Below are 19,162 nucleotides of genomic sequence, written 5' to 3'. Positions count from 1 at the left end.
AGGTGCGGGGTTTTTTGCTTTTGTTTTTCTCCCTCTCCCTGAAACTTTCTCACCTTCGACTTGCAGGCTCGACATTCATACCATTTCTGGGTATCGTTAGCTGTCTGGATGTCTAAACGTTTATACGTATATTGTGAGGAAGTAAGGTTATGCCGATTCGGGTGCAGGACGAGCTACCAGCCGTCAATTTCTTACGTGAAGAGAACGTCTTCGTGATGACGGCTTCACGCGCGACAGGTCAGGAAATTCGCCCGCTGAAGGTTCTCATCCTCAACCTGATGCCGAAAAAGATTGAGACGGAGAATCAGTTTCTGCGTCTGCTATCGAACTCCCCGCTGCAGGTCGATATTCAACTGCTGCGTATTGATGCCCGCGAGTCACGTAACACGCCCTCTGAGCATCTGAATAACTTCTACTGTAACTTCGAAGATATTCGGGGGGAAAACTTCGACGGACTGATTGTGACAGGCGCGCCGCTCGGTCTGGTTGAATTTAACGATGTTGCTTACTGGCCGCAGATCAAACAGGTGCTGGAGTGGGCAAAAGATCACGTCACATCAACGCTGTTTGTCTGCTGGGCGGTACAGGCCGCACTCAACATTCTCTACGGTATTCCCAAGCAAACCCGCACTCAAAAGCTCTCCGGCGTATACGAACACCACATTCTTCATCCACACGCGCTGCTGACGCGTGGTTTTGATGACACCTTCCTGGCCCCGCATTCTCGCTACGCCGATTTTCCGGCCCAGCTGATTCGTGATTACACCGATCTGGAGATCCTAGCCGAAACGGAAGACGGGGATGCCTACCTGTTTGCCAGTAAAGACAAACGTATCGCGTTCGTTACCGGCCATCCTGAGTATGATCCCGATACTCTCGCATCAGAGTATTTCCGTGATGTCGAAGCGGGTCTTAATCCGGATATCCCGTACAACTATTTCCCGAAAAACGATCCGCAAAACAAACCAGGAGCCACCTGGCGCAGCCACGGAAATCTGCTGTTCACTAACTGGCTCAACTATTACGTCTACCAGATTACGCCGTACGATCTTCGCCACATGAATCCGACGCTGGAGTAATCGTCTGCATTAAACGATCCTAAAGCGTTTCAGCTATTCAGATCAGGCACCTTCGGGTGCCTTTTTTATTTCCGAAATCCCGTTCAACATACCAGGAAACTTTAACTCTATATTAATCATCATGTTGCGTTGTAATTAAAATTAAAATGGAAATTGTTTTTGATTTTGGAAAAATTATAGATAGTCTTAATTCTGCTGAGCGAAAACTACACAACGATCTTTCGTTCGCATTGGGGGCGTGATTTTGGATCTTTGATGAGGAGCAGAACGATGACTCAACAGGCAACCACGGTCGATGAATTGACCTTTACCAAGCCGAATGGTGAGCAAGAACAGCAGGTTTTGACGGCCGAAGCGGTAGAGTTTCTGACTGAGCTGGTGACCCGCTTTACGCCGCAGCGCAATAAGCTGCTGGCGGCACGCATTCACCAACAGCAGGAAATCGATAACGGCAAGTTGCCAGGATTTATTTCGGAAACTGCTTCCATTCGTCGTGGTGAGTGGAAAATCCGCGGCATTCCTGAAGATTTACAGGATCGTCGCGTTGAGATCACTGGTCCGGTAGAGCGCAAAATGGTGATCAACGCCATGAACGCCAACGTTAAAGTCTTTATGGCCGATTTTGAAGACTCGCTGGCCCCGGACTGGAACAAAGTTATCGACGGGCAGATCAACCTGCGCGATGCTGTCAACGGCACCATCAGCTACACCAACGAAGCCGGGAAAATCTACCAGCTCAAACCGAATCCGGCGGTGCTGATCTGTCGCGTACGAGGTCTGCACCTCCCTGAAAAACATGTCACCTGGCGTGGAGAAGCCATTCCGGGCAGCCTGTTTGATTTTGCGCTCTATTTCTTCCACAACTACAAAGCCCTGCTGGCTAAGGGCAGCGGCCCGTATTTCTATCTGCCAAAAACGCAGGCCTGGCAGGAAGCCGCCTGGTGGAGCGAAGTATTTAGCTACGCGGAAGATCGCTTCAACCTGCCGCGCGGCACGATCAAGGCCACGCTGCTGATTGAAACGCTGCCCGCCGTGTTCCAGATGAATGAAATTCTGCATGCCCTGCGCGACCACATTGTCGGCCTGAACTGCGGACGCTGGGACTATATTTTCAGCTACATCAAAACCCTGAAAAACTATCCCGATCGCGTACTGCCGGACCGCCAGGTCGTGACCATGGATAAACCCTTCCTGAGCGCCTATTCGCGTCTGCTGATTAAAACCTGCCACAAGCGCGGTGCCTTTGCGATGGGCGGCATGGCGGCCTTTATTCCGAGCAAAGACGCGGAGCGCAATAATCAGGTGCTCAACAAGGTGAAAGCCGATAAAGAGCTGGAAGCCCGTAACGGTCACGACGGCACGTGGATTGCCCATCCGGGCCTGGCCGATACGGCGATGGAGGTCTTCAATCGCGTACTCGGCGATAACAAAAATCAGCTGTTTGTCACGCGCGAAGAAGATGCCCCAACGGCTGAAGAACAGCTGCTGGCACCGTGCGCGGGCGAGCGAACGGAAGAGGGGATGCGTGCCAATATTCGCGTCGCGGTCCAGTACATCGAAGCGTGGATCTCCGGCAACGGCTGCGTGCCTATCTACGGCCTGATGGAAGATGCTGCCACGGCGGAAATTTCGCGCACCTCTATCTGGCAGTGGATCCACCATCAAAAAACGCTCAGCAACGGCAAGCCGGTCACCAAAGCCCTGTTCCGTCAGATGCTGGCCGAAGAGATGCGGGTCATCCAGGACGAGCTGGGCGAACACCGCTTCAGCAGCGGACGCTTTGACGACGCAGCGCGCCTGATGGAGCAAATCACCACATCAGATGACTTAATCGACTTCCTGACCCTGCCGGGCTACCGCTTCCTGGCGTAACTCACCACATAACAATATGGAGCATCTGCACATGAAAACCCGTACCCAACAAATCGAAGAATTAAAGAAAGAGTGGACTCAACCGCGCTGGGAAGGCATCCGCCGTCCTTACAGCGCGGAGGACGTGGTGAAATTACGCGGCTCGGTCAACCCGGAATGCACGCTGGCACAGAACGGTGCGGCGAAAATGTGGAAGCTGCTGCACGGTGGCTCCAAAAAGGGTTATATCAACAGCCTCGGTGCGCTGACCGGCGGCCAGGCATTACAGCAGGCGAAGGCCGGCATAGAAGCCATTTACCTTTCCGGCTGGCAGGTCGCGGCGGACGCCAACCTGGCCTCCAGCATGTATCCGGATCAATCTCTTTATCCGGCCAACTCGGTACCGTCGGTGGTGGATCGGATCAACAATACCTTCCGCCGCGCGGATCAGATCCAGTGGGCCGCAGGCATTGAGCCCAACGATCCGCGTTTTATTGATTACTTCCTGCCGATCGTGGCGGATGCGGAAGCGGGCTTCGGCGGAGTGCTGAACGCCTTCGAACTGATGAAATCGATGATTGAGGCCGGTGCAGCGGCCGTTCACTTCGAAGACCAGCTGGCGTCGGTGAAGAAGTGCGGGCATATGGGCGGAAAAGTTCTCGTCCCGACCCAGGAAGCGATTCAGAAGCTGGTTGCCGCGCGTCTCGCTGCTGACGTGCTCGGCGTGCCGACGCTGGTGATTGCCCGTACCGATGCGGATGCGGCAGACCTGATTACCTCTGACTGCGATCCGTACGATAGCGAATTTATTACCGGCGAGCGCACCAGCGAGGGGTTCTATCGCACGCATGTCGGTATCGAACAGGCCATCAGCCGCGGCCTGGCCTATGCCCCTTACGCCGACCTGGTCTGGTGTGAAACGTCCACGCCGGACCTGGCGCTGGCGAAGCGCTTTGCCGATGCGATTCATGCGAAATACCCGGGCAAACTGCTGGCCTACAACTGTTCGCCGTCCTTCAACTGGCAGAAAAAGCTGGATGACAAAACCATCGCCAGCTTCCAGCAGCAGCTGTCGGATATGGGCTACAAGTACCAGTTCATCACCCTGGCAGGCATCCACAGCATGTGGTTCAACATGTTCGACCTGGCGCACGCTTACGCGCAGGGTGAGGGCATGAAGCACTACGTTGAGAAGGTGCAGCAGCCGGAGTTTGCCGCTGGTAAAGACGGCTATACCTTTGTTTCTCACCAGCAGGAAGTGGGGACGGGCTACTTTGATAACGTGACGACCATCATCCAGGGAGGCGCCTCATCCGTTACCGCCTTAACGGGGTCAACCGAAGAAGCACAGTTCTAAACTTTTCCCCCTCTCCCCTCCGGGGAGAGGGACGGGGTGAGGGGGAATATATGTCGCGTGGCCTGGAATTGCTGATTGCCCAAACCATTCTGCAGGGCTTTGATGCCCAGTATGGCCGTTTTCTGGAAGTGACCTCCGGCGCGCAGCAGCGCTTCGAACATGCAGACTGGCATGCGGTTCAGCAGGCCATGAAGCAGCGTATTCATCTCTATGACCATCATGTGGGTCTGGTGGTGGAGCAGCTGCGCTGTATTACCGACGGTAAAAGCCCGGACGCGGCATTTTTACTGCGCGTGAAAGAGCATTACACCCATCTGTTACCCGACTACCCTCGCTTCGAGATTGCGGAGAGCTTTTTCAACTCCGTCTATTGCCGGTTATTTGACCACCGCTCATTATCTCCTGAGCGGTTATTTATCTTCAGCTCCCAGCCTGAGCGCCGCTTCCGTACCATTCCGCGTCCGCTGGCGAAAGATTTCTTTCCCGATCGCGGGTGGGAAAAGCTCCTGCATCGCATCTTAACGGATTTGCCGCTGCGCCTTCCGTGGGAGAACAAGCTGCGGGATATCGGCTATATTCATGCGCATCTTCGTGAAACCTACGGCGAGGAGGTGCTCAGCCGCAGCCATTTGCAGGTGGCCAACGAGCTGTTCTACCGGAATAAGGCCGCCTGGCTGGTGGGCAAACTGGTTACGCCGACGGCCATTGTGCCGTTTCTGTTGCCCATTCACCGTACCGACGACGGCGAACTGTTTGTCGATACCTGCCTGACCACCAGCGCCGAGGCCAGCATCGTATTTGGCTTCGCCCGCTCCTATTTCATGGTTTACGCCCCGCTGCCTGCCGCCCTGGTGGAGTGGCTGCGCGAGATCCTGCCGGGCAAAACCACCGCCGAGCTGTATATGGCGATTGGCTGTCAGAAGCATGCCAAAACGGAAAGTTATCGGGAGTATCTGCGCTATGTCACCGCGGCGGATGAGCAGTTTATCGAAGCGCCAGGTATCCGCGGTATGGTGATGCTGGTCTTCACGCTGCCGGGCTTCGACCGGGTCTTTAAGGTGATAAAAGACAAATTCGCCCCGCAGAAAGAGATGACCGCCGCGCACGTCCGCGCCTGCTATCAGTTGGTAAAAGAGCACGATCGCGTCGGGCGAATGGCCGATACCCAGGAGTTTGAAAACTTTGTGCTGGATAAGCAGCAGATCGATCCGGCGCTTATGTCGCTGTTAATGCAGGAAGCGCCGACGAAAATCACCGATCTGGGCGATAAAATAGCGATTAGCCATCTCTACATTGAGCGCCGTATGGTGCCGCTCAATATCTGGCTGGAACAGTCAGAGGGCCAGGCATTGCGTGATGCCATCGAAGAGTACGGCAACGCCATCCGCCAGCTCGCCGCCGCCAATATCTTCCCTGGCGATATGCTGTTTAAAAACTTCGGCGTCACCCGTCACGGGCGAGTGGTGTTCTACGATTACGATGAAATTTGCTACATGACCGAGGTGAACTTTCGCGATATCCCGCCGCCCCGTTACCCGGAGGATGAGCTCTCCAGCGAGCCGTGGTACAGCGTTTCGCCGGGCGATGTGTTTCCCGAGGAGTTTCGCCACTGGCTGTGTGCGGACCCACGCATCGGGCCGTTATTTGAAGAAATGCATGAAGATCTGTTCCACGCCAGCTACTGGCGCGGGCTACAAACGCGGATCAAAAATGGGCACGTGGAGGATGTGTACGCTTACCGCCGCAAGCAGCGGTTTTGTGTGCGGTTTAACGAATCCCACCGTACGCCAGCGTCACCTCTTTCGCGGCCTTAATCACCAGCGCGCCCAGCTCGGTCACCCGGTCGTCGGTCATACGTGAGATGGGGCCAGAGATGGAGATCGCAGCAAACGGCTCGCGATGTTCGTCGAAAATACAGGCCGCGAGGCAGCGCAGCCCAAGGGCATGTTCTTCGTCATCAAACGAATAGCCGCGCTTGCGGGTCAACGCCAGATCTTCTTTCAGATGCACCGGCGACACCAGCGTGGCGTGGGTGTAGGCGTGCAGCCCTTTACGGTGCAGCAGCCCCGTCACCTGCTCTTCGCTGAGCTGCGAGAGAAACGCTTTCCCCGCCCCGGAGGCGTGCATCGGCAGCTTGCCGCCAATCGGCGCGGACATGCGCATCAGCTGCGTGCACTGCACCTGGTCGATGATAATCGCCTGGTGGTCGCTCTGGTCCAGCACCGCGAGGTTGACGGTTTCGCCGGACTCCTCCATCAGCTTGCGCAGAATCGGATGCACAATCGCCAGCAGGTTACGGCTCTGAAGGAAGCTGCTGCCCACGATAAACGCATGCGCGCCCACCGCCCAGTGCCCCAGCTCGCCGACCTGGCGGACAAAACCCAACTGCTGCATGGTGGTCAGCAGGCGGTGCGTGGTGGAGTTCGGCAGACCAGCCTGCTGGGCCAGCTCCGTCAGGGCCACGCTGCCGTGCGACTCGGCTATCCACTCCAGCAGCTTCAGACCGCGCGTCAGGGATTGAACCTGTCCGCCGGGTTGTGCAGCGGCGGTGGCGGCAGGTTTTCTGCCGCGTTTGGCGGGAACGGTCGCGACCATGACGATCTCCTTTTTCTGTATCGTGGAAATCATTTTCGTTTTATTTGGTGAATTTGCAACCGCTTTCCTGACTGATCGGAGGAGTGATGGTGAACATGTCTCATGTTACCGCGGCGTGACTTTTCCACCCTGCGAGATTGTGCCAGTATGGAACGCAGCCTTTTGGCCTTGTTGAGCGTTGTCGGGAGCAAGTGTGAGCAGCAAAGTAGAGCAACTGCGTGCGCAGTTAAATGAACGAATTCTGGTGCTGGACGGCGGTATGGGCACCATGATCCAGAGCTATCGTCTGAGCGAAGACGATTTCCGCGGCGAGCGCTTCGCCGACTGGCCCTGCGACCTGAAAGGAAACAATGACCTGCTGGTGTTGAGCAAACCGTCCGTGATTAAGGATATCCACAACGCCTACTTCGAAGCGGGTGCGGATATTGTAGAAACCAACACCTTCAACTCGACAACCATCGCCATGGCGGATTACCAGATGGAATCCCTGTCGGCGGAGATCAACTATGAGGCGGCCAGGCTCGCCCGCGCCTGTGCCGACGAGTGGACGGCCCGCACGCCGGACAAGCCGCGCTACGTTGCCGGGGTGCTTGGCCCGACCAACCGCACCGCGTCGATTTCACCGGACGTCAACGACCCGGCGTTTCGTAATATCACCTTTGACCAGCTGGTTACGGCGTATCGTGAATCGACCAAAGCGCTGGTGGAAGGTGGCTCCGACCTGATCCTGATTGAAACGGTGTTCGATACCCTCAACGCCAAAGCCGCGATATACGCGGTGAAAGAGGAGTTTGAGGCGCTGGGCGTTGACCTGCCGATCATGATCTCCGGCACCATCACCGACGCCTCCGGCCGCACCCTCTCCGGCCAGACAACCGAAGCGTTTTATAACTCCCTGCGCCACGCCGACGCGCTCTCCTTCGGCCTGAACTGCGCGCTGGGACCAGACGAACTGCGCCAGTACGTGCAGGAGCTTTCGCGCATCGCCGAATGCTACGTTACCGCGCATCCGAACGCCGGTCTGCCGAACGCGTTTGGCGAGTACGATCTGGATGCTGACACCATGGCGGCGCAAATCCGCGAGTGGGCCGAGTCAGGTTTCCTGAACATCGTCGGCGGCTGCTGCGGCACCACGCCGGAGCACATCGCCGCCATGAGCCGCGCCGTGGACGGGCTGCCGCCGCGCAAGCTGCCAGAGCTGCCGGTTGCCTGTCGCCTTTCCGGTCTGGAGCCGTTGACCATCGGCGACGACAGCCTGTTTGTGAACGTGGGTGAACGTACCAACGTTACCGGTTCCGCTAAATTCAAGCGTCTGATCAAAGAAGAGAAGTACAGCGAAGCGCTGGACGTCGCCCGCCAGCAGGTGGAAAGCGGGGCGCAGATTATCGATATCAACATGGACGAGGGGATGCTTGACGCCGAAGCGGCGATGGTGCGTTTCCTCAACCTGATTGCCGGTGAGCCGGATATCGCCCGCGTGCCGATCATGATTGACTCCTCCAAGTGGGAGGTCATCGAAAAAGGGCTGAAGTGCATTCAGGGCAAAGGCATCGTTAACTCCATCTCGATGAAAGAGGGCGTGGATATCTTTATCCACCACGCGAAGATGGTGCGCCGCTACGGTGCGGCCGTGGTGGTGATGGCCTTCGATGAAGTGGGCCAGGCCGACACCCGCGAGCGCAAAATTGAGATATGCCGCCGCGCGTACAAAATTCTGACCGAAGAGGTGGGCTTCCCGCCGGAAGACATTATTTTCGACCCGAACATCTTTGCCGTCGCGACCGGCATCGAAGAGCACAACAACTACGCCCAGGACTTTATCGGCGCGTGTGAAGACATCAAGCGCGAACTGCCGCATGCGCTTATCTCCGGCGGCGTGTCGAACGTCTCGTTCTCGTTCCGCGGCAACGACCCGGTGCGTGAGGCGATCCACGCCGTGTTCCTCTACTACGCCATCCGCAATGGGATGGACATGGGCATCGTCAACGCCGGACAGCTGGCGATTTACGACGATCTGCCTGCCGAGCTGCGCGATGCCGTAGAGGACGTGATCCTCAACCGTCGCGACGACGCCACCGAGCGCATGCTCGACCTGGCGGAAAAATACCGCGGCAGTAAATCGGATGAATCGGCCAATGTTCAGCAGGCCGAGTGGCGTTCCTGGGACGTGAAAAAGCGTCTGGAATACTCGCTGGTGAAAGGGATTACCGAGTTCATCGAGCAGGACACCGAGGAAGCGCGTCAGCAGGCAGCCCGCCCGATTGAGGTGATCGAAGGGCCGCTGATGGACGGCATGAACGTGGTCGGCGATCTGTTCGGCGAGGGCAAGATGTTCCTGCCGCAGGTGGTGAAATCCGCTCGCGTCATGAAGCAGGCAGTGGCTTATCTTGAACCCTTTATCGAAGCCAGCAAAGAGAAGGGCTCCAGCAACGGTAAAATGGTTATCGCCACCGTGAAGGGCGACGTGCACGACATCGGCAAAAACATTGTTGGCGTGGTGTTGCAGTGTAATAACTACGAAATTATCGACCTTGGCGTGATGGTTCCGGCGGATAAAATCCTCAAGACCGCGCGCGAAGTGAACGCCGATCTGATTGGCCTCTCCGGCCTGATTACGCCGTCGCTTGACGAAATGGTCAACGTGGCAAAAGAGATGGAGCGTCAGGGCTTCACCATTCCGCTGCTGATTGGCGGGGCGACCACCTCGAAAGCGCACACGGCAGTGAAGATCGAGCAGAACTACAGCGGACCGACGGTTTACGTGCAGAACGCCTCGCGCACGGTGGGCGTGGTTTCCGCACTGCTCTCCGAGACTCAGCGCGACGAGTTTGTGGCGCGCACTCGCCAGGAGTACGAAACCGTTCGCGTGCAGCACGGGCGCAAAAAACCGCGCACGCCGCCGGTGACGCTCGCTGCCGCACGCGATAACGACCTGGCCTTTGACTGGGCAAGCTATACGCCGCCGGTCGCGCATCGTCTGGGCGTGAAGGACGTGACGGCCAGCATCGAGACGCTGCGCAACTACATTGACTGGACGCCGTTCTTTATGACCTGGTCGCTGGCGGGCAAATATCCGCGCATCCTCGAAGATGAAGTCGTAGGCGAAGAGGCGAAGCGTCTGTTTAAAGACGCCAACGATATGCTGGACACGCTGAGCGCAGAGAAAACCCTCAACCCGCGCGGCGTGGTGGGGCTGTTCCCGGCGAACCGCGTGGGTGACGACGTGGAAATCTACCGCGATGAAACCCGCACCCACGTGCTGGCCGTGAGCCATCACCTGCGGCAGCAAACCGAAAAAGTGGGCTTTGCCAACTACTGCCTGGCAGATTTCGTTGCGCCGAAGCTGAGCGGGAAAGCTGACTATATCGGCGCCTTTGCGGTAACCGGCGGTCTGGAAGAAGACGCCCTGGCGGACGCGTTTGAAGCGCAACACGATGATTACAATAAGATCATGGTGAAAGCGATTGCCGACCGCCTGGCGGAAGCCTTTGCTGAATACCTGCACGAACGCGTACGTAAGGTGTACTGGGGTTACGCGGCGAATGAGAACCTCAGCAACGAGGAGCTGATCCGCGAAAACTACCAGGGGATTCGTCCGGCGCCGGGCTATCCGGCCTGTCCGGAACACACCGAAAAAGGCACTATCTGGAAACTGCTGGACGTAGAAGCGCATACCGGCATGAAGCTCACCGAGTCGTTCGCTATGTGGCCGGGCGCGTCCGTGTCGGGCTGGTACTTCAGTCATCCGGACAGCAAGTACTTCGCCGTGGCGCAGCTGCAGCGCGATCAGATCGAAGATTACGCCCTGCGCAAAGGCATGAGCGTGTCTGAGGTAGAGCGCTGGCTGGCACCGAATTTAGGCTACGACGCGGACTAACGTCACTTTTCCTTACAACAAACAGGGCACCTCAACGGTGCCCTGTCTCTTTCTTACGTTTAAACCCTTATACTTAATCATAAAATCTATAACGATAAGGAGAACCCACTTCCGTGCTGACGTTGTTACATCTGCTTTCGGCAGTCGCACTGCTCGTATGGGGCACCCATATTGTCCGCACCGGCGTGATGCGCGTGTTCGGCGCGCGCTTACGTACCGTCCTCAGCGGCAGCGTTGAGAAGAAGCCGCTCGCCTTCTGCGCGGGGATTGGCGTCACGGCGCTGGTGCAAAGCAGCAATGCCACCACCATGCTCGTCACCTCGTTCGTGGCGCAGGATCTGGTCGCGCTCGCCCCGGCGCTGGTGATCGTGCTGGGTGCTGACGTCGGTACCGCGCTGATGGCGCGTATCCTGACGTTCGATCTCTCCTGGCTGTCGCCGCTGCTGATTTTCATCGGTGTGATCTTTTTCCTTGGCCGCAAGCAGACCCGGGCCGGGCAGCTTGGCCGCGTGGGCATTGGCCTCGGGCTGATTCTGCTGGCGCTGGAACTGATTGTGCAGGCGGTGACGCCTATCACCCAGGCGAACGGCGTGCAGGTCATCTTCGCCTCTCTGACCGGTGACATCATGCTGGATGCGCTGATCGGGGCAGTGTTTGCCATCATCAGTTACTCCAGCCTGGCCGCCGTGCTGCTGACGGCCACGCTCACCGCCGCGGGCGCGATCTCCTTCCCGGTGGCGCTGTGTCTGGTGATCGGCGCTAACCTCGGCTCTGGCCTGCTGGCGATGCTCAACAACAGCGCGGCCAATGCTGCCGCCCGTCGCGTGGCGCTGGGGAGTTTGCTGTTTAAGCTGGTGGGCAGCCTGATTATTCTGCCGTTTGTCCATCCGCTGGCAAACCTGATGGACAACCTCCCGCTGCCGAAAGCAGAGCTGGTGATCTACTTCCACGTCTTCTATAACCTGGTGCGCTGCCTGGCGATGGTGCCGTTTGCCGCGCCGATGGCCCGCTTCTGCGAGCGTCTTATCCGTGATGAACCGGAGCTGGACGCGCGCCTTAAGCCGAAGCATCTGGATACCTCTGCGCTGGACACTCCGGCGCTGGCGCTGGCGAATGCCGCGCGCGAGACGCTGCGCATGGGCGATGCCATGGAAACCATGCTCGAAGGGCTGAAAAAGGTGATGCACGGCGAGCCGCGAGAGGAGAAAGAGCTGCGCAAACTGGCGGACGACATCAACGTGCTGTACACCGCCATCAAGCTCTACCTGGCGCGCATGCCGCAGGACGAGCTGGCGGAGGAGGAGTCCCGCCGCTGGGCGGAAATCATTGAGATGTCGCTCAACCTTGAGCAGGCCTCCGATATCGTTGAGCGTATGGGCAGCGAGATTGCTGATAAGTCGCTGGCCGCGCGTCGGGCGTTCTCCGTTGAAGGACTGAAGGAGCTGGAAGCGCTGCACGAGCAGCTGGTCAGCAACCTCAAACTGGCGATGCTGGTCTTCTTCTCCAGCGACGTGCCAAGCGCGCGCCGCCTGCGCCGCAACAAGCATCGCTTCCGCATTCTTAACCGCCGCTACTCGCACGCCCACGTTGAACGTCTGCACCAGCAGAACGTGCAAAGTATCGAGACCAGCTCCCTGCACCTGGGGCTGCTGGGGGATATGAAGCGTCTTAACTCGCTGTTCTGCGCAGTGGCGTATAGCGTGATGGAACAGCCGGATGAAGATGACGAGCGGGATGAATATTAATCTCTGAAAGCGCCTCGCAGATCCTCTCCATGAGGCGTGACCAAACTCTACTGAAAACGTAATGTCACGCCACAGGTCATAAGCAGACCTGTGGCGTGAGACAATGTAATCTTTTATGTATAAAATTTTATACAGGGATGTGGTATGCTGTCAGAAAAACCAGCAATGAGACCCATTGCATGGATGGGGAGTGCCTTCGATGATTTGCTCGGCTTCCCGGAGGAAATCCGGCGGGAAGCAGGGTATCAGCTACATCGATTACAGGCTGGATTAGAGGCGGCAGACTGGAAGCCGATCTCAGAGATTGGCAAAGGCGTTGCAGAGATACGGCTACGCGGTGACACGGGCGCATACCGAATCATCTATTTGGCTCGTTATGAGGATGCTGTTTACGTACTGCATTGCTTTAAGAAGAAAACGCAGCGGACATCAGGCCATGATAAATACATAGCAAAGGCACGTTTTCAGGCGGTGCTTGATGCTCGGAGAGGATGAAAATGGGAAGACGCGTTGATACAAAAATTCGGCATGTGACAGCTTCAGAAACGAACATTTTTGCTGAGCTGGGTTTTGAAGAAAGTGAAGCTAAACAGTTGCACGAAAGTGCCGAAAAAGAGGTTGAGCAGTTGCTTGCCATCAAGCGGCAACTGATGCAGGAAATTTCCTCGTGGATTGCGGAGAATAAACTGCGTCAGACTGACGCTGCCGCCAGGCTAAACGTCTCTCGTCCCCGCGTGTCTGATGTCGTGAACCTCAAAACCAGTAAGTTCACCCTTGATACGCTGATCATGATGTTATGTAAACTTGGAAAACCCGTCTCAGTTACGGTCGGCTAATCTTTTTTTCCAGTCCATACCTAAGGTATATTTCGCCCTTCACAGGAGAAACTATGCTGCCAACTCAATCAACCCGATTAAACAAATACATTAGCGAGAGCGGGATCTGCTCACGTCGCGAGGCGGACCGTTACATTGAACAAGGTAACGTGTTCCTTAACGGCAAACGCGCCACGATTGGTGACCAGGTGGTCCCTGGCGACGTGGTTAAAGTGAATGGTCAGCTCATTGAACCGCGTGATGCTGAAGACCTGGTGTTTATCGCGTTGAACAAACCGGTTGGGATTGTCAGCACCACGGAAGACGGCGAGCGGGACAACATTGTTGATTTCGTGAACCACAGTAGCCGTATTTTCCCGATTGGCCGTCTGGATAAAGACTCTCAGGGGCTGATTTTCCTCACCAACCACGGCGACCTGGTGAACAAAATTCTGCGTGCCGGTAACGACCACGAGAAAGAGTACATCGTGACGGTGAACAAGCCGGTGACGGACGAATTTATCCGCGGCATGGGCGCAGGCGTGCCGATTCTGGGCACCGTGACGAAGAAGTGCAAGGTCAAAAAAGAAGCGCCGTTTGCCTTCCGCATTACCCTGGTGCAGGGCCTGAACCGCCAGATCCGTCGCATGTGCGAGTATTTTGGTTATGAAGTGACGAAGCTGGAACGTACGCGCATCATGAACGTCAGCCTGTCCGGGATCCCGCTGGGCGAGTGGCGTGACTTAACGGACGACGAGCTGATCGAGCTGTTCAAGCTTATCGAAAACTCCTCGTCCGAAGCGAAGCCGAAAGCCAAAGCCAAACCGAAAACGCAGGCGATTAAACGTCCGGTGGTTAAGGCACCGCAGGCGGAAGAGAAAGGGCGGGGCAAGCCGGGTAACGGAAAACGCTTTACCCAGCCGGGTCGCAAAAAGAAAGGGCGCTGATTAGCGCCTTCCACGGGTTGATGTATTGGCGGACCAGGAAAAGGTCGCCTCTGCATCCGGTTTATAAGCCTGCTCTTTTTTCAGCTTGCGGGCTTTTTTCGCCGCAGCCTCACGTTGCGCCATCAGCTTGTCGATGTACTCTTTTTTCACCTGATTGGTTTCGGCGTTCGTCAGCGTGCGGCCATGGGCGATGCGGGCGCGGTCGAGAAGCGTTTTCAGTTCGCGCTGCTCGGCTTCCGTCATGTCTTTCTGGGTCAATCGTGGTGTAGCCATTGCTGAAGCCTCCTGATGGGGAGGCTTCAGTGTAAAGCAAGCCGCGTCAATTAACCCTGCTTCAGCGCATCTTTTTTCGGTTGTTCATCAATCGGTTTACCGGACCAGTAGCCCGCCAGCAGCGAGCCGGACAGGTTGTGCCAGACGGAGAACAGCGCGCCCGGCAGGGCCGCCAGCGGTGAGAAGTAAATTTTACCCAGCGCCGCTGCCAGGCCGGAGTTCTGCATGCCTACCTCGATTGCCAGCGTGCGGCAGGTGGACTCGTCAAAGCCAAACAGCTTCCCGCCCCAGTATCCGCCCAGCAGGCCGATGGTGTTGTGCAGTACCACCGCGACGATCACCACAAAGCCTACGGAGGCAATGTGCGACGCGGAACCGGCCACCACGGCGCTGATGATCGCCAGAATGCAGACCATCGAAAACGCGGGCAGGTACGGCTCAACCGCCTTCACCACGCGTGGGAACAGATGGTGGATAACCAGCCCCAGCGCAATCGGGATCACCACAATCTGCAGAATACTGAGCAGCATGCCCATCACGTCCACCTGAATATGCGCGTCCACGTACAGGCGGGTTAACAGCGGTGTGGCAATCACGCCCACCAGCGTGGATACCGAAGAGATGGTCACGGAGAGCGCCACGTCACCTTTCGCGAGATAGATCATCACGTTAGATGCCGTACCGCTGGCGACGCTGCCCACCAGCACCATCCCGGCGGAGAGATCGGGCGGCATCTTAAAGGCCATCGCCAGCAGCCAGGCCGCGAGCGGCATCACCAGGTAGTGCAGGAAGATCCCTGCAGCCACCGGCGCCGGGCGCGACAGCACGCGTTTAAAATCGTCGATTTTCAGGTGCACGCCCATGCCGAACATAATCAGCATCAGCAGCGTGGTGACCCACGGACCAATGCCCGTGAACGTGTTAGGGGTGTAATACGCGAGTACGGAGAGCAGCAGCGCCCATAGCGGGAACAGCCGGGTGATAGCGGATAACATAGTGAATTCCTTGCAGTATTGTCGTGTTGTTTAGTTATGAAAAAGCCGGGTCTGTGCCCGGCTTATAGGTATTGTTTATCGTGCTAACGAATTTTATTCAAACAAATTCTGATGAAGTTTCTGCACCACCTGCTCGGCCTGATCGGCAGGGACCAGGAAGCAAAGGTTATAGCTGGAGGCACCGTAGCAGATCATGCGGATGTTGAACGGGTCAAGCACGCCGAACACCTCTTTGCCCACGCCGCAGGCGCGAGACAGCTTGTTACCGATGATGGCCACCAGCGCCAGGTCTTCTTCGACCTCCACGCGGCACAGCTCAGACAGCTCAATCAGCAGCGACTGCGTCAGCAGGGTGTCGCCGGTGGAGGTGGAGCCGGTGGTGTCCAGCGTCAACGCAATGCTCACCTCGGAGGTGGTAATCAAATCTACAGAGATGTTATGGCGCGCGAGGATGCCAAACACTTCCGCCAGGAAGCCGCGGGAGTGCAGCATATTGTGGCTGTGCAGCGTGACCAGCGTTTGGCGGCGGCGCAGGGCCAGCGCGCGGAACAGTGGCGGGTTCTCGGTTTTCTTGCAGACCAGCGTCCCGCCCGCTTTTGGATCTTTACTGGAGCCAACGAAGACCGGAATATCGCTGCGCACGGCGGGCAGCAGCGTTGCCGGATGCAGCACTTTTGCACCGAAGGTGGCCATTTCAGCCGCTTCTTCAAAGGCAATCACATCAATACGTTTTGCCGCGGAAACGACGCGCGGATCGGTGGTGTAAATACCCGGCACGTCAGTCCAGATATCCACGCGCGTTGCGTGCAGGGCTTCGCCCAGCAGCGCGGCGGTGTAATCGCTGCCGCCACGGCCAAGCGTGGTCGTGCGTCCTTTCGCTTCGCTGCCGATAAAGCCCTGGGTGATCACCATGCCTTCTGCCAGGCGCGGCGCCAGCTGCTGGTTGGTGAGCTCGGCCAGCATCTCAACGTCCGGTTCGGCGCGCCCAAAACGATCGCTGGTGCGCATCACTTTACGCACGTCAAACCACTGCGCCTGAACGTTACGCTCGCGCATAATTTCAACGAACAGCAGGGTAGACATCAATTCACCGTGGCTGACCAGTTCATCGGTCAGGGCGGTAGAGGTGGCCAGGGACGCCGCTTCTGCCAGGGTGGTGATATTTTCCAGCAGGCGCTCCACTTCTTCGCGGATCACGTTCGGGTTTTGCAGACGTTCAAGAATGTCGAACTGAATTTTGCGCAGTGCATCCAGCTTCACGAAACGTTCTGTCGCTTCCAGTCCTTCAGACAGAGAAACCAGCAGGTTCGTCACGCCGGCGGATGCAGAGAGCACCACCAGGCGGGTATTCGGATCGGCCAGCACCACATCGGCGCTGCGGTTCATGGCATCGTAATCGGCCACACTGGTGCCGCCAAACTTGGCGACCACAAAACTCGTCATAACAACCTCGTGTCAGGGAATGAATAAGCGACCTTGGCACAAGAATGAAACGAAAACAGGTGCAGGCGCAAAATACGGCCCTATAAATAAAATGCGGGGGAGGTCCTGTCAATGCTGGGATTATGCGGATTTTTTATGGGGGGGTACCCCTGAGAAACAGGACTTATAACAGGCCCATATTTTATGCTCCTTTTTACCCCCTTTTGACCGACATTTCGCCACGCCGGAAGGGCGCGACAGCAGCTATACTTTTCGGGTCTTTTCACCTGCGTTTGATGCAGACCAGGGCAATGGCATAAAAACCATCACAATTTTTATTTGCAGGCGCTACAATCGACCGCAGTCACAATTCTCAAATCAGAAGAGTATTGCTAATGAAAAACATCAACCCAACGCAGACCGCTGCCTGGCAGGCACTCCAGAAACATTATGATGAAATGAAAGACGTCACCATCGCGGATCTGTTCGCGAAAGATGCCGATCGTTTCACTAAATTCTCCGCGACCTTCGATGACCTGATGCTGGTGGATTTCTCTAAAAACCGCATTACCGAAGAGACGCTGGCAAAACTGCAGGATCTGGCGAAAGAGACCGAGCTGGCCGACGCCATCAAATCCATGTTCTCCGGCGAGAAGATCAACCGCACCGAAGACCGTGCCGTGCTGCACGTGGCGCTGCGCAACCGTAGCAATACGCCAATCATCGTTGACGGCAAAGATGTGATGCCGGAAGTGAACGCGGTGCTGGAAAAGATGAAAACCTTCTCCGAAGCGATCATCTCCGGCAGCTGGAAAGGCTACACCGGCAAAGCGATCACCGACGTGGTGAACATCGGTATCGGCGGCTCTGACCTCGGCCCGTTCATGGTGACCGAAGCGCTGCGCCCGTACAAAAATCACCTCAACATGCACTTTGTCTCTAACGTCGATGGTACCCACATCGCCGAAGTGCTGAAAAACGTGAACCCGGAAACTACCCTGTTCCTGGTGGCGTCTAAAACCTTTACCACCCAGGAAACCATGACCAACGCCCACAGCGCGCGTGACTGGTTCCTGAAAACCGCGGGCGACGAAAAGCACGTGGCGAAACACTTTGCGGCGCTCTCCACCAACGGTAAAGCAGTAGGCGAGTTTGGCATCGATACGGCGAACATGTTCGAGTTCTGGGACTGGGTTGGCGGCCGCTACTCGCTGTGGTCTGCAATCGGTCTGTCCATCATCCTGTCCGTGGGCTTTGACAACTTCGTTGAGCTGCTCTCCGGCGCGCATGCGATGGACAAACACTTCTCCACCACCGCGCCTGAGAAAAACCTGCCGGTGCTGCTGGCGCTGATCGGGATCTGGTACAACAACTTCTTCGGCGCTGAAACTGAAGCGATCCTGCCATACGACCAGTACATGCACCGCTTTGCGGCTTACTTCCAGCAGGGCAACATGGAATCCAACGGTAAGTACGTTGACCGTAACGGCAACGCGGTGGATTACCAGACTGGCCCGATCATCTGGGGCGAGCCGGGCACCAACGGCCAGCATGCGTTCTACCAGCTGATTCACCAGGGTACCAAAATGGTACCGTGCGATTTCATCGCCCCGGCGATCACGCACAACCCGCTGTCCGACCACCATCCGAAGCTGTTGTCTAACTTCTTCGCACAGACCGAAGCGCTGGCGTTCGGTAAATCCCGCGAAGTGGTTGAGCAGGAATACCGTGACCAGGGTAAAGATCCGGCCACGCTGGAGCACGTTGTGCCGTTCAAAGTGTTCGAAGGCAACCGTCCAACCAACTCCATCCTGCTGCGCGAAATCACCCCGTTCAGCCTGGGCGCGCTGATTGCGCTGTACGAGCACAAGATCTTCACCCAGGGCGCGATCCTGAACATCTTCACCTTTGACCAGTGGGGCGTTGAGCTGGGCAAACAGCTGGCAAACCGCATTCTGCCAGAGCTGGGTGACGATAAAGCCATCGACAGCCACGACAGCTCCACCAATGGTTTGATTAACCGTTATAAAGCATGGCGTGCGTAATTAATATGTCATGAAAAATGCCGGCGATATGCCGGCATTTTTTTATCGGATAATTCCTGATGTCTGTTAGTTAACTCAAATTCTGACTCTGAGTTTAATCTGAAAAAGGCGGTTAACCTGCTAATTGCTGCGGTTTATTTTAAGAAAATACGTAGAGCTAA

Annotated in this window: 14 protein-coding genes; 10 read left to right on the top strand and 4 right to left on the bottom strand. The window is 56.7% G+C overall.

Annotated elements, in window-relative coordinates:
• Positions 1-149: 149 nt before the first annotated feature.
• The 4 genes from metA (at position 150) to aceK (ending at position 6,101) form a co-directional block, all read left to right on the top strand.
• Positions 150-1,079 (top strand): homoserine O-succinyltransferase, encoded by a 930-nt coding sequence (metA, locus tag INF77_RS11075; protein ID WP_048957448.1) that lies wholly within the window; start codon positions 150-152, stop codon positions 1,077-1,079.
• Between the two features lie 270 nt (positions 1,080-1,349).
• Positions 1,350-2,951, top strand: a complete 1,602-nt coding sequence (gene aceB, locus INF77_RS11070) for a malate synthase A (RefSeq protein WP_193532236.1) — start codon at positions 1,350-1,352, stop codon at positions 2,949-2,951.
• A gap of 31 nt (positions 2,952-2,982) precedes the next feature.
• Complete coding sequence (gene aceA, locus INF77_RS11065) at positions 2,983-4,287, top strand: isocitrate lyase (RefSeq protein ID WP_193532237.1); 1,305 nt, start codon at positions 2,983-2,985, stop codon at positions 4,285-4,287.
• Positions 4,288-4,337: 50 nt separating this feature from the next.
• On the top strand, positions 4,338-6,101 hold the full coding sequence (gene aceK, locus INF77_RS11060; RefSeq protein WP_100171222.1) for a bifunctional isocitrate dehydrogenase kinase/phosphatase: 1,764 nt from the start codon (positions 4,338-4,340) through the stop codon (positions 6,099-6,101).
• Here the strand turns inward: aceK and iclR are convergent.
• Positions 6,055-6,882 (bottom strand): glyoxylate bypass operon transcriptional repressor IclR, encoded by an 828-nt coding sequence (gene iclR, locus INF77_RS11055; RefSeq protein WP_074148023.1) that lies wholly within the window; start codon positions 6,880-6,882, stop codon positions 6,055-6,057. The two genes, aceK and iclR, sit on opposite strands and share 47 nt — an antisense overlap.
• A 193-nt stretch (positions 6,883-7,075) precedes the next feature.
• Between iclR and metH the strand changes: the two genes are divergently transcribed.
• From metH to rluF, 5 genes are all read left to right on the top strand, one after another.
• Complete coding sequence (metH, locus tag INF77_RS11050; protein WP_193532238.1) at positions 7,076-10,759, top strand: methionine synthase; 3,684 nt, start codon at positions 7,076-7,078, stop codon at positions 10,757-10,759.
• A 113-nt stretch (positions 10,760-10,872) separates the two neighbouring features.
• On the top strand, positions 10,873-12,504 hold the full coding sequence (locus INF77_RS11045; protein ID WP_028015118.1) for a Na/Pi cotransporter family protein: 1,632 nt from the start codon (positions 10,873-10,875) through the stop codon (positions 12,502-12,504).
• A gap of 144 nt (positions 12,505-12,648) precedes the next feature.
• Positions 12,649-12,999 carry a type II toxin-antitoxin system RelE/ParE family toxin gene (locus tag INF77_RS11040; protein WP_048959325.1) on the top strand — a complete coding sequence of 117 codons (351 nt, stop codon included), beginning with the start codon at positions 12,649-12,651 and terminating at the stop codon, positions 12,997-12,999.
• A 2-nt stretch (positions 13,000-13,001) separates the two neighbouring features.
• Positions 13,002-13,340 (top strand): helix-turn-helix domain-containing protein, encoded by a 339-nt coding sequence (locus tag INF77_RS11035; protein WP_032655712.1) that lies wholly within the window; start codon positions 13,002-13,004, stop codon positions 13,338-13,340.
• Between the two features lie 53 nt (positions 13,341-13,393).
• A complete protein-coding gene (rluF, locus tag INF77_RS11030; RefSeq protein ID WP_047366837.1) occupies positions 13,394-14,266 on the top strand; it encodes a 23S rRNA pseudouridine(2604) synthase RluF in 873 nt (290 codons plus the stop codon).
• Here the strand turns inward: rluF and INF77_RS11025 are convergent, their stop codons facing one another.
• From INF77_RS11025 to lysC, 3 genes are all read right to left on the bottom strand, one after another.
• Entirely contained in the window at positions 14,267-14,539 is a 273-nt protein-coding gene (locus INF77_RS11025) for a DUF3811 domain-containing protein (protein WP_003860346.1), read from the bottom strand.
• 50 nt (positions 14,540-14,589) lie between these two features.
• Entirely contained in the window at positions 14,590-15,534 is a 945-nt protein-coding gene (gene panS / locus INF77_RS11020; RefSeq protein ID WP_028015121.1) for a ketopantoate/pantoate/pantothenate transporter PanS, read from the bottom strand.
• A gap of 93 nt (positions 15,535-15,627) precedes the next feature.
• On the bottom strand, positions 15,628-16,977 hold the full coding sequence (lysC, locus tag INF77_RS11015) for a lysine-sensitive aspartokinase 3 (protein WP_041911575.1): 1,350 nt from the start codon (positions 16,975-16,977) through the stop codon (positions 15,628-15,630).
• 374 nt (positions 16,978-17,351) lie between these two features.
• On the opposite strand from lysC, the gene pgi reads away from it, so the two are divergent.
• Complete coding sequence (pgi, locus tag INF77_RS11010; RefSeq protein ID WP_059355154.1) at positions 17,352-19,001, top strand: glucose-6-phosphate isomerase; 1,650 nt, start codon at positions 17,352-17,354, stop codon at positions 18,999-19,001.
• Positions 19,002-19,162 lie beyond the last annotated feature (161 nt).

It is taken from the genome of Enterobacter cloacae complex sp. P1B (assembly GCF_014982345.1).
Lineage (GTDB): Bacteria > Pseudomonadota > Gammaproteobacteria > Enterobacterales > Enterobacteriaceae > Enterobacter > Enterobacter bugandensis.
This window is presented reverse-complemented; position numbering and strand designations above follow the sequence as displayed.